7 protein-coding genes are annotated in these 12,123 nt (G+C 58.6%); 3 read left to right on the plus strand and 4 right to left on the minus strand.

Going from position 1 to position 12,123, the window contains the following annotated elements; genetic code table 11:
* Positions 1-645 precede the first annotated feature (645 nt).
* The 3 genes from WCO56_02360 (at position 646) to WCO56_02370 (ending at position 4,042) form a co-directional block, all read left to right on the plus strand.
* Positions 646-1,575: an NAD-dependent epimerase/dehydratase family protein gene (locus WCO56_02360; GenBank protein MEI7728379.1), complete on the plus strand. Its 930-nt coding sequence runs from the start codon at positions 646-648 to the stop codon at positions 1,573-1,575.
* 214 nt (positions 1,576-1,789) lie between these two features.
* Positions 1,790-2,974 carry an ADP-ribosylglycohydrolase family protein gene (locus WCO56_02365; protein ID MEI7728380.1) on the plus strand — a complete coding sequence of 395 codons (1,185 nt, stop codon included), beginning with the start codon at positions 1,790-1,792 and terminating at the stop codon, positions 2,972-2,974.
* 42 nt (positions 2,975-3,016) lie between these two features.
* Positions 3,017-4,042: an L-threonylcarbamoyladenylate synthase gene (locus WCO56_02370; GenBank protein MEI7728381.1), complete on the plus strand. Its 1,026-nt coding sequence runs from the start codon at positions 3,017-3,019 to the stop codon at positions 4,040-4,042.
* Here the strand turns inward: WCO56_02370 and WCO56_02375 are convergent.
* From WCO56_02375 to WCO56_02390, 4 genes are all read right to left on the minus strand, one after another.
* Positions 4,008-6,575: a hypothetical protein gene (locus WCO56_02375; protein ID MEI7728382.1), complete on the minus strand. Its 2,568-nt coding sequence runs from the start codon at positions 6,573-6,575 to the stop codon at positions 4,008-4,010. The two genes, WCO56_02370 and WCO56_02375, sit on opposite strands and share 35 nt — an antisense overlap.
* 163 nt (positions 6,576-6,738) lie before the next feature.
* Positions 6,739-10,977, minus strand: a complete 4,239-nt coding sequence (locus tag WCO56_02380) for an AAA domain-containing protein (protein MEI7728383.1) — start codon at positions 10,975-10,977, stop codon at positions 6,739-6,741.
* A gap of 174 nt (positions 10,978-11,151) precedes the next feature.
* Entirely contained in the window at positions 11,152-11,541 is a 390-nt protein-coding gene (locus WCO56_02385) for a hypothetical protein (protein MEI7728384.1), read from the minus strand.
* A 403-nt stretch (positions 11,542-11,944) separates the two neighbouring features.
* Complete coding sequence (locus WCO56_02390) at positions 11,945-12,094, minus strand: hypothetical protein (GenBank protein MEI7728385.1); 150 nt, start codon at positions 12,092-12,094, stop codon at positions 11,945-11,947.
* Positions 12,095-12,123: the final 29 nt, after the last annotated feature.

Below are 12,123 nucleotides of genomic sequence, written 5' to 3' on the forward strand. Positions count from 1 at the left end.
CGGCTAGTTATCTGTCATCCCGTGCGGGATGATGGGTAATCGTGGCTGCTTGTCCAGCCGCCACGGCCGTTACACCGGCAAGAACCACCAAGATCGTAATAAGTCGTTGCATAGAATTATCTTTCATGAGGAATGATCCGATTGAAGACGAGGATAGTGGCTGCCCGCCAAAAGGTGGAAATGGGATGCACCAAAGTCGGAACCACGGCAGCCTGAACTACCTTTGCATCGGACCATTCCGCCCGACCATCCCCGCGCCAACTGAATTGACGCGGGGAGGCTACCGAACATAGTTCTGGCTTTCCTTCCTATAACCCGCGCAAGGGAAAAATGCAAAAAGCCTTCGTGGAAAGTGTCGGTTGCTGCAATCCGTGAAAAAGCACGTAGTTTTCAGGGGTGAACCCTGATCCTCGCCTAAGCCCGAGCGCCTCCAAAGATACCCAAGCCAATTGGGATCCGGCAAATTCCGTGCCAATCTACAAATTGTATGGAACCGTGATTTGCGAAGAGATCGGCTTAGGCGAGGTATTTTCGCACTTTATTTTTCTTAGGCGTGGATTTTGGGGTGAATGCTAACGCTTGACAAAAATGGCAGATACGCTTGTTTCTGTAACGACAGAAATAAAAGAAATACCATCTTCATTTATGCGAATCGTTGTCACTGGCGCGTTTGGTTATTCGGGTAAGTATATTACGCAACGGCTGCTCCAAGCCGGGCATGAAGTGTTGACCCTGACTAATTCGCTTACCCGTCCCAATCCGTTTGGCGCGGCGGTGCGGGCGATGCCGTTTAATTTTGATCAGCCCGCGTTGCTGCGAGAATCTTTGGCCGGCGCAGATGCCCTGATCAATACCTACTGGGTCCGGTTTGATCACGCCTTGTTCCGGCACGACACTGCGGTTGCCAATACCCGCACGCTCTTTCAATCGGCGAAGGCCGCCGGCATCAAAAGGATTGTGCATGTCAGCATCACCAATCCGGATATCCGGTCCCCGCTGCCGTATTTTCGCGGCAAGGCAGAGCTGGAAACGGCGCTGCAAGATATCGGTTGCTCGTACTCCATTTTGCGGCCCACGGTGCTTTTTGGTAAGGAAGACGTGTTGATCAACAATATCGCGTGGGGGATAAGGCATCTGCCGGTGTTTGGAGTGTTTGGAGACGGCCAATACCGATTGCAGCCAATCTATGTGGACGATCTGGCAGCCTTGGCGGTGGATCAGGTTCAGCAATCGCAAAATGCGGTGATTGATGCCATCGGGCCGGAGACGTTTACTTACCGTGGGTTGGTGGAGCACATTGCAGAGACGCTTAGCCTGAAGCGCAAAATCATCCGGGTATCTCCCGCCGTGGGCTATTGGTCATGTACCTGCCTGGGCTGGGTAATGCGGGATATTGTCATCACGCGTGAGGAAATCCAGGGGCTGATGGAAGGACGATTATGCGTTCAATCGCCGCCGGTCGGCACCACCAAGCTGAGCGCGTGGATCAAGCAACATCGGGATACCCTTGGGCTGCATTACACGAGTGAGATGCAACGGCGCACGCATCGGGGCGAGAGATACGGCAGTAATTAGAGTTTTGCCTGGTTTGAGTTCATCGCGTGTGAGATGTCTGAATTTACTTTTTCTACACAATTCTCCTTGCTGTTTTGACGGGGCTACATTGAAATGACGCAGAGCTTAACCGCCCTATGAAACTATTTATCATACTGATGGTCATCACTGCGCTGACGGCTGGCGCGGCGGTGGCTCAAACCGTCAACTTCGACCATGTCAAGTTAATCAAATTATGAACAAACACATGCAGTTAGTTGCCCTCGTCTTTGCGCTGGCCCTCCCGACTACCGCGTCTGCCGAAGATGTCTCTCGGGATGGCTTGCTTGACCGCATTTACGGCGGTTGGACCGGTATGTTGATCGGCGGCATTGAAGGGCTGCCGCACGAATGGAAATACAAGGAGCAACCGCGTGATACGCTGCCGGAATTCACCTTCCTGAAGAATGGGGCGCGGACCGATGATGATAATGATTTTGAGTGGACGCACTTGTGGTTTATGGCCAAAGAGGGCGAGATTAAGTTGCCCTATTCCCGGATCGTGGAGATTTGGAAGGCGAACATGAACTCCGGCATCTGGGTCGCGAACAAGAAGGCGCGTGAACTGATGGATCAGGGAGTCGTGCCGCCCGCCACCGGCACGGTGGCCCGCAACCCGCACGCCTGGTATAATCTTTCCGGCCAGTTCTGTGTGGAGTCGTATGGCCTGATTGCCCCCGGTATGCCGCAGACGGCGGCGGACATCGGCCTTCACTATGCCCGTATTGCGGTCTCCGAGGAGCCGCTCCAGGCTGCGCAATATTGGACGAGCCTTATCAGCCTGCGCGCGTTTCACCAAGGTACGGTCGAGGAGGCGATGCAACTCGCCCTTGCGGCGGTGGACCCCAAGAGTTGCATGGCGGAAGTCGTGGCGGATGCGTGTAATGTGTTTCACGCCAATGCCGACGACTGGAAAGCCGCCCGGCGCGTGTTGGATGACAAGTGGCGCAAGCAACGCAAGTGGAACGATAACTCCACGCCCGTCAACGGCGCGATGACCTGCCTGGCCTTGCTCTATGGCAAGGACGACTTCTATCGTACGCTGCAATACGCGATGGCAATGGGGCATGACGCCGATTGCAATGCCGCCACCGCCGGCACGGTCGTGGGAGTGCGGCTTGGGCTCAAGCACATTGCCGCGCTGCCGCAGTTCAAGATGCCCGACCGTTACGTGAACAAGACGCGCCCGCAGTTACCAGCCGAGTGCAAGGTCAGCGAGCAGGCCGATACCCTCTTGCGCATCGCTGAACGCATCATCCTGGCCAACGGCGGCGAACGCATCACGCTCGGTGGTCAGCCTGGCTATCGCGTGAAAACTCAATCGCCGCGAATGCTCGAGCCCTTACCCGAAAAGCCGCATGGGCCAGATAATAAACCATGAACCCAAAGGCCGCCATTGGGCTTACAAGGAGGAGGCATGCAGATGGCTAACACAGCGCGAGTTTTGGCTACCAGTTCTGCCGTCCTGTTTGAGCAGGCGGTGGCGCAGGCAGCGGCGGCGCTGTCAAAAGGCGAGGTGGTGGCGCTGCCCACGGAGACCGTTTATGGCCTGGCAGCCAATGCCCTGAACGCGGCGGCGGTGCAAACGATTTTTCAAATCAAAGGCCGCCCGGCCCATAATCCCATCATCGTGCATGTGGCTGATCTGGAGATGGCGCGGCAATGCGTGGCGCGGTGGCCGGCAGTGGCGTCCCGGCTGGCGGCGGCGTTTTGGCCGGGCCCGTTGACGCTGGTGCTGAACCGATCGGCAGCCATACCGGATCTGGTGACAGCGGGAGGCCCCACCGTGGGCGTCCGTTGGCCGGCGCATCCGTTCATTCAGGCGGTGATCCGGCGCTGTGGTTTTCCCCTGGCGGCCCCCAGCGCCAACACGTCCAACCAGATTTCACCCACCAGTGCGGCGCATGTGGTCAAGGATTTGGGCAATCGAATTGCGCTGGTGGTGGATGGGGGACAATGCCAGGTTGGTATTGAATCCACCGTGCTGGATATCTCCACCGCACCCGCGCGGATACTGCGCCCCGGCATGATTCACGAGGAGTCCTTGCGAGCGGTCTTGGGGCCTGGCGGACTGGTCACCGAGTCGGCGGGCGAGTTGGCCAGCCAGGCGTTGCGCAGTCCCGGGCAGTTACCCAAGCATTATTCGCCCAAAGCGCGTTTGTGGCTGCGCGAATGGGAGACGGAGAAGAGTCTGGGCGAACAACTCAAGGCTGCTGGCCTGTCGGCAAGCCGTGCCTGGATTATTGCCCATACGCGGATTCCCTCCAGCGAGACCTTCCAGGGAGTGAGTGTGATCCCGCACGATCCAGTCGCCTTTGCCCGCGCTATTTACGCCGAACTGCATCGGTGCGACGCGGAAAATCCCGAAGTGATTGTGGTGGAGCAACCGCCCGGTACTCCGCCGTGGCGAGCGATTATGGATCGGCTGACGCGGGCGTCCGCAAAGTAAGCACCAGTTTTTCGGTTTTGGGTCTGGCGGATATCAACGTCTCGAACGGCATCCCGGGCGGAAGGCCCCAGCGCGGCTTGACGAGTTCGCCGCGCGCCTGTTTCTCCGGTTCCGTATAGGCACCGTAGAAGTTGCTGTTGCAATCCAGCCACAGCGTGATGCGCCGCAAATCATCGGAGGTCAGTTTCACGTCATAATGGCCTTTGGCCAATAGCTGATACAATTTGGACACTCGGGCGCCGTCCTGCCCGGGCAGTGAGTATTGCCGTTCGCCGATGGCGGTGCCGTTCCCGCCACTCATGCCCCACGCAAATTTTTTCAAGGAATGATAGGCGACCGACCAGCCATATTTGCCAAACCGGTCGCCGTGCAATGAAGGCGACTTCGGTTCGCGATCATGACAGGCGACGCATTGGGCATCCAGCACCGGCTGAACCAAACGAGGAAAGGTGATGGGATACGCATCCGCCAATTCACGTTTCAGGGTGGAAGGCGGTCGGCGCAACGCCATGGGCAGCGTCCCAGCGGCTTGGTTGACGCGGGCTTGCGGGGAGACGTGACACCCGGCGCACATCAACGTTTCACCCGGATGCACATAGGTGTCACTACGCATGGTTTGCACCGTCAGCCCTTGTTCATCCAATAATTGAAAGTAAACCGGTGTGCCCGCCGGCAGCGTGAAGCAAACGCTGCCATCCGCTTCCACCGGAGCGGTCCCGAGCACGCCCCGCGCCAGGGATTGGGCGAACCCGATGTTGGGGTCGTCCATATAGGGATTATCCTTGGGAAAGATATTCACCACCCGAACGGCTTTGATTTGCGTTCCGGACGGCCAGGGAGCGCGGTGATCATACACGTTCACGATGGCCACCGTGCCGGTGGTGGGTTGCGGGTTATCGTTTTGCTCTGCTTTCGCCTGTTGGGTGGCCACTGGAATGACCGGCGGCCGTGGGCGGGCACGCAGCGGGATGGGGTCCAAGCAGGCGATATTCGGGTTGCGATATAGCAGTTCACGATTGCCAAAGGCATCCAGCAGATACAGGCCGTAGTTGGTTTGGCCGGCGTCATAGACACACAAATAGTAATTCTCACTCAAGGGCCAGGGCGTGCCATAGACTTCAGCGGCGGGCTTATGATTTCCTTTGCCATGGGCCACGCCGGGCGCGGATTCCGATTCCGGGAAAGGAACTGCCGGGGTGATCCGCTTCAGTTGGGCGGTGGAACGATCATCCGGTTGCTGAACATCAATCATCACCAGGGACCCATACGCCTGCCCATGATGCGGGGCCGCCACGGCGATGTATTTATGCGAGCCGGGAATGGCGCGGATGGACATTTCCATCCACGGCCGCGACTCGCGGCGATCCGGGTAATTGCCGTGCGGACTGCGCGGGTCGCGGCCATCGGGGAAGCAGGTCCAGAGATGGTGGGCGGCATCCGAATCCCGGTCCACATAATCCCAGCGCGTGTAAATGATCATGCCGTGGTTATCCACGCTGGGCTGCCACTCCTGGGTTTCATGCCAGCTTAATTGGATGATGTCGCGGCCATCAGGCATCATCGCGTGCAACGTGGCGGTGGGCAGGGGACGCATCCCGCAACGCACCTGGCCGCCGGCGCGTTCGGAAATAAAGGCAATCCGGCCATTCGGCAGATAACACGGATCATACTCGTTCCACATGCCATCGGTCAGTTGCGTCAATCCCGAGCCATCCACGTTCGCGCGGAAAATGTGGTAGGTGCTTTCCGGGCGGAAATAATGGTGTGCCGCCACTTTGTCTTTGACCAGGTCCGCTTTGCGGCAGTACTGCCCGTCCCAGGAAGCGTTGTCCGGCACCTGGAACTCCGCTTCGGTGAACGCGAACAGGATGGATTTGCCGTCATAATCCAAATCCAAGCCAATGAAGCCACCTTGGTTTTCCAACAAGCGTCCCTTGAGCCGGCCATTGGCGACCGGCGCGCGCGCCAGCAAACTCTCGACGTTCGGATGTTCGCCGAAGGGTTGGCGGAGCACATACACCCCGCCTGCTTTTTCCGCGTTAAAGCCCAAGTATTGATCCACCATGTGACGATGGCCCCGGACTTGTTTGTTGTGTGCAAGGAACACAATGGAGTCGAAGTTCAGCAGCGGGTTTTTGAAGGCGATCTGGCGTCGGATGGCGGCGATCTCCGCAAAGCCCGTCCGCAACTCGGCTTCTGCCGGGTGCGCTTGATTCCGCAGCGAGTCCACCTTGGGTTGCAGAGCGATCAGGGAGGATGTTTCGTTACGAAGATCCGGCACGGCGGGCATGGCACTGAGATCATTGAGCAACGCGCGGGTGCGGCGCCAGATGACATCCACTGGCGTCGCATCGCTCTTGAAAATCATGGCCTCGCGGTGGTGTGACTCCGCCTCGATCCGGGTGACGCTCCACGTTGAACGCCCTTGAATCTCCCGTTGTAGTTCCGAATACTCCGCCTCGGACGCGATAGGAGCCGCGCTGAGTTGTGCGACCCAGAGCAGCGGTATCAAACAATAGGTCCAGTGTTTCATAGGACTCGTTTCACCGTATCACTATGCGACCGGGGTGCAAGCGCGAAAAAAATGCGTAAAAAAACAGGTGCGTCCGTAATAAGCTGCTGTTTCAAGCTACGGCAAAGTAGGCGGCCAATCTTGATAGACTCATTTTACGATGTTCAAAACTTCAGTCCCTTCCTTACTTCTGAAGGTCAGTCAGGGTTTTGATTTTGGAGAGAATTTTGTTCAGCTCCTGTTCGCGATTGATCCACCAGTCGGTGGACCAAACGCGGTGGATGGTCCAGCCGCGTTGTTTGAGCAAGCGCTGCCGCCAGAGGTCACGCGCGCGCGGCGTCCAATCGGGATGATAGGTTTTACCGTCGCATTCGATGCCCAGCAGGTAGCCACGGTCCGGCTCCGGGTGCAGCACGGCGAGGTCAATGCGGAAGCCGCTTTCGCCGATCTGCGGGACCACCCGCAGGCCGCGCGCCTCCAAAGCTTCCCGCACTTCCTGCTCAAACAGCGAGGGGGCAGACGCAGGGTCGGGGCCGCCCGGCGCGGCGCTCGTCAGTTTTACTAGGTTTTCCAGCACCGCTTCCTGCGTGGCCGCGTCGTTGCCCGAGACGGCCTTGGCGTAGTGCAAATAGGCGTGCAAGTAGTCGCGTCCGGTCAGCGTGCCACTGCCGGTCGCCGCGCCCTTGGCCATGCGTTCGGAAATCTCGGCCAAGGGCATGGAGGTAATGATGACGTCCGCCAGTTTGGCGCGGGTGATGGCCACGTTGAGGCGCCGCTCGCCGCCCGGAAGGTTGATGGGGCCAAAGAAGCGGCGGAATTGCCCGGCGGCATCGCGGCCGAAGGTGGTGGAGAAAATCATGACATCCCGCTCGTCGCCCTGGACGGATTCGAGGTTCTTGACGAAGAAGCCGACGTCTTGATCGCCTTCGGCACGGTTGCGTTCCGCCAAATATTTGACCTCGAACGCGGGGTCCTTGGCAGCCTCGTCCATCAGCAGGTCTTCGATGAGATCGCGTTGGCGCTCATTGAAGGTCACGATGCCAATGGTGGGCGGGACACTGTCCACCATCCAAAATTGGCGCAAGACACCAATGACTTTCTGGGCTTCGATGCGGTTGCAGTTTTTCTCGTAGATGCCGTTGACTTCCTTCAGGACAAGCGGCGGGCTGCCTTGGACGACCGTGCGGCAGGCAGGCGGCACCTGGAGTTGACCACCGTAAAAGGCGTGGTTGGAAAATTGGATAAGCTGGGGATAGGCTGAGCGGTAATGGACGCTGAGCAGGCATTCGTGGAGCAGCGGCTTGGAGGCTTCGAGCAAATCCGTAACCGCCATGGCCTGTTCAGCGTTGGCCACCTCGATTTGGCGTTGCAGATCGGGCTGTGCCTCAGCGGCGACGGCAGCTTCCTCAAGGTCCAGGTCCTCTGTGCCGAAGGAAAAGGAGGATTGGAAAAAGGCGGTGGGCGGCAATTGTTTCTCGTCGCCGGCCACGACGAGCCGCTTAGCACGAAAGATGGCCGGCACGGCCTGCTCGACGGGGCATTGGGAGGCCTCATCAAAGATCACGACGTCAAAAAAACCGTTCTGGAGCGGAAAAATCTGGCTGGCGGTGTTCGGATTGGTCAGCCAGCAGGGACGGAAATCAAACAGCCCCGCCGGTTCGCCCAGCTCGACAACCTGACGCAGGCGCTTGCTGTTGGGGCCGCGGCTTACGAGCACGCCGCCAAAGTCCGCCTTGCGCCGTTGAAGTTGCAGCGCCTTCCAATGTTGCTTGATGTGCTCCACTTCGAGTGTCCGCTTGCGCGCGAGCGATTCGCCGAGTTGCCGGCGGGTTTCATCATATTGCGGCACGGTCATTTCCTTGAGCGCGGGCCAGCGTGCCTGGCACTCTTCGATCCACGCGTACCAGGCGGAAAGCCGGGTGACGTGCCACCAGCGCTCCGCGTAATCCCCGACCGGCGGATGCGATGGTTCCTCCTGTTCCAGCACGGCGAGAACATCCCGTCCCAAGCCCTGCCAGCGTCCACGTTGCAAATCCAGCTTCTGCAGCGACTCGAGCGACTCGAACCCGGCGGTCATCGTTTCCACATCGTTGCCGATGGTAACCCCGCGCAACTGCTGTTGGCGCAAGGTATCGAGGTATTCTCCGCGCAGCCATTCCTGAAACGGCTCCAGCGCCGTAAAGACACCCGCCGCGACTACCGCGCGTTTGCGGGCGATTTCCAGTTGATTCAGCGCCTTGCGAATCGCAATGCTGTCTTTGCGCTGAAAACCTTTGAGGACCGGGTCCAACGCCGGTTCGGCGGTCAAGGCGGTTTTCAGGCTGCGGGCGAAGTCCACGCTCTTGGCCTGCGTCTCCAGCCAGAAGACCAGGTCGCCGAAAACCATTTGCAACTCCTCCGCCGTGAAGCGGCGGTTCAGTTTGAACGCCTTTTTCAGCTTAAAGTGATGCAGGTGGTAAACGGGCGAGAACCAGCGCCACCATGCGCGCTCCATCGTCAGCAGTCCGGCGATGATTCCGGCCCATTCCAAGGCGAGCGTCAGCCCCGCCTGTTGGTAGCGCTGCGTCCAATTCGGGTTTCCAGCATTTTCGGCCAGAGCCCGATTGGCCTCGATGAAGGTGTGCAAGGCTTCCGCCATCGCCGTCATTTCCGCCTCGCCTTGCCCACCAACTTTTTCCAGCCATTGCGCGGAGGACGCAATGCGGTCCATCTGCATCCCCTCTTCAATTTGCCGCGCCCATGCTGGCATGGCTTTGACAAATTCGGCGGGCGGCATGTGCAACTCCACCCCCAGCCCCGCTGCGGCGGTGAAGGCCGCGTGCGATTGGTGGGCGACTCGCAGCGCGGAGAGCGATTGCTGCACCCGCTCGCGAAAAATGGGGTCCAGCAGGAAATCCTGCGTGCGATGGACCCAGGGATTTTGTTTGGGGCGCGCTGACTGCCATAGTTGGGCGACGGCGGAAATCTCGGTTTGCAGGCTGCGCAATTCCTCGCTGGTGCGCCCCTTGAACAGGGTCTTCAAGGCATTGCTGGGCTGCCGCAGTTTATTGACGCGGAACAGCCGCGAAACCTCCGAGAGTAAGTCGCGGTACGGAATGCCGCATGGGCCGGTGACGCAGACCGCCGCGCTGTAATCGTTGAGCTGTTTTTCCAAACGGTCAATGTCGGTGGCCAGTTGCGTGCGTTGCGCGATGGTGGTGGGTGGTTGCTCCGGGGCGCGCAGTGCGGCGACCTGTTCCTTGACGGCGAGAATGGTTTGCGCACGGTTGGCTTCACTATCGTGTACGACGCAAAAGAGGTCGCTCATCCCCTGGGCGGTGAGCCGCGCCGCCACCACGTCAATTGCGGCGCGCTTCTGGCAGATGACGAGCACGCGTTGACCATGCGCGAGCGCGTCCGCCACGATATTAACGATGGTCTGCGATTTGCCGGTGCCTGGCGGGCCATGCACCAGCAGGCCGGGACCATGCCGCGCCTGCCACACAGCACGTTCTTGCGCCGGGTCCGTGTCGGTAATCAGGAAACGGTCGGTCTCCGCAGGCAGGACGGAAGGTGGCAGTTGCGCCCGCCCTTTGCCGGTGAGGTAATCGCTCAATAACTCACTCGTTTGCTGAGTGCGCAGCAAGGAATCCAGATCATACGTAAGCGCTTGTTTTTCCCACTGGATCAAACCGATGATCCCGGCGTTGATCACTCCGGGGGCGGTCTCTTTCGCCAATGTCGCACGGGCGGGCACAGGCACGGGTGGACCGGTCAGGGAAACCGTGGGTGGCGGGCGGAGTCCCGCGTACAGCGTGGTTACCACCTTTTCGAGTTCTTCCAAGGTGGTTTCGTCGAACACATCCAAGCGTGGGTCCTCGGGATTAAACTCCAGGTTATCGGTGATCCAGATATCCAGCGCCTTATTATATTTGGCGCCGCCCGCCTCTTCGTCGCGCGCGATGACGATGCGCCCCTGGGTTTGGCAGGGTACCTCGATCCGAATAGGCCAGAGGAACACGGGTGCCAGCACGCTCTGATACTCGCCCATGGCATCCTTGACCCGCGCATGAAACAGCGGATACGCCAGCCACAAACTCCGCACGCCGGTTTCCCGCCGGAAGGCCTCTGCTGTGCGTGCCAGCCCGGCGGAGAGGCGACGGTACATTTCCCGCTGCGGATTCGCTTGGCCAGGGGCGGGTTCTGTGAGATCAAGGTCGAAGCTGACTTTGCCATGCTCACTGCGCAGCAGCTTGACCAGCAAATCCCTGGGGATGGCGGGCGAAGCGAGGGCCAAATCCATGAGATCCATCCGCTTGAAGCCGGTGGTGGGAAACGCCTGCAACAGCCCGCTACGCCGCGTGGTCTGGTGCAAACGGTTCAAATACGTTTGCAGCACGGCGGCAGGGCTGGAGTTTTTTTTGCTATCCTGGGCGCTTGCCATGGATGGAATAAACAAAAAAACGGGCGGTAACACAATCAGAAACGACGGAAACCGTTCCGGCATATTTCGCGCTGTATTTCTTTGGGCAACGCCGGTAGTCTTCGCCCATGCAGAAACACGCGAAAACACCGATTGCCTTGACCATCGCCGGGGCGTGACGAATGGTGGGCGACCTCACATGAGTTTGAGTTCTTTTTCGATGTAGGCGAGGGTTTCAGGGCGGATACCGGCTTCGCCGCGGTGCGGCGGCAAGGATGGGCTGGCGTCCGGATGAGAGGCTTTGGCCAGGTACTTGGTCCAGAGTTCAAAGTATTTGAGGAGCATGGTGGGTGAGGGGGAAGGCTGGAGGATGAATTCCAAGAGGCGGAGTTTGAGGTGGTCGAGGAACAGGGTGTTAAAGTCCCCGGGCAGCGGTTTGGCACGCAGGAGGTTGAGAGCGGATTCGGCGCGCTCACGGAGGGTGACCAGTTTGGTGATGCTGGAGTGCGCGGTGCTGGCAGCGGTCCGGCGGAGAACGCGGATGATGCGGCGGACGTGGCGGCGGATGGTGGTGCGGAGCAGCATTGAAGTAAAAAGTAAAAAGTAAAAAGTAAAAAGTAAAAAGGCTAAAGGCAGAAGTGATCAGTGATCAGGGGAATCGCAAATTTTAGATTTCATATTTCAGAGGATAGGACTTATGGGACAAATGGGAGTGATGGGAGCGATGAGCCCGGCAAAAGGCCAAGTATTGCAAATTGGAAATTGTAAAATGCAAATTGGGGAACACAAAAAATCGCCAATCGTTGATCGCCGATAGCCAAGGGAATTTGAACCGCCAAACACGCCAACCACGCGAAAAGGGAAAAGACCGGGAAATAATTCAGCGCCGACTGACGTGCGGCGGCTACGCGGGTTGAAGGCCGCACCAGGGGTTGAGGCTGGCGCGGCTGGGGAATTGTGATGTTTCTGTGATGAAAACATTTTTTTATCACAAAATGTTATAAAATTGTGATGAAGTGAATTTTTCAGGGTTTCCAGTCCTGCACTTCAGTTTGGATGATTCCTGGGCGATGCGGGCATAGGACCAGCCTTGCGCACGGAGTTCGATGAACCGTTGTTGGGTTTCGTTGGTTTCCATAGTTATGTCTTTCGTTATGTCGTTCTCAG

This window comes from Verrucomicrobiota bacterium, from assembly GCA_037139415.1.
Taxonomy (GTDB): Bacteria; Verrucomicrobiota; Verrucomicrobiia; order Limisphaerales; family Fontisphaeraceae; genus JBAXGN01.

What these genes read in the sequence shown, in the direction of transcription:
- WCO56_02375 (MEI7728382.1), bottom strand. Translation starts at nt 6,575, where the DNA reads ATGAAACACTGGACCTATTGTTTGATACCGCTGCTCTGGGTCGCACAA.
- WCO56_02370 (MEI7728381.1), top strand. Translation starts at nt 3,017, where the DNA reads ATGGCTAACACAGCGCGAGTTTTGGCTACCAGTTCTGCCGTCCTGTTT.
- WCO56_02385 (MEI7728384.1), bottom strand. Translation starts at nt 11,541, where the DNA reads ATGCTGCTCCGCACCACCATCCGCCGCCACGTCCGCCGCATCATCCGC.
- WCO56_02360 (MEI7728379.1), top strand. Translation starts at nt 646, where the DNA reads ATGCGAATCGTTGTCACTGGCGCGTTTGGTTATTCGGGTAAGTATATT.
- WCO56_02380 (MEI7728383.1), bottom strand. Translation starts at nt 10,977, where the DNA reads ATGGCAAGCGCCCAGGATAGCAAAAAAAACTCCAGCCCTGCCGCCGTG.
- WCO56_02365 (MEI7728380.1), top strand. Translation starts at nt 1,790, where the DNA reads ATGAACAAACACATGCAGTTAGTTGCCCTCGTCTTTGCGCTGGCCCTC.
- WCO56_02390 (MEI7728385.1), bottom strand. Translation starts at nt 12,094, where the DNA reads ATGGAAACCAACGAAACCCAACAACGGTTCATCGAACTCCGTGCGCAA.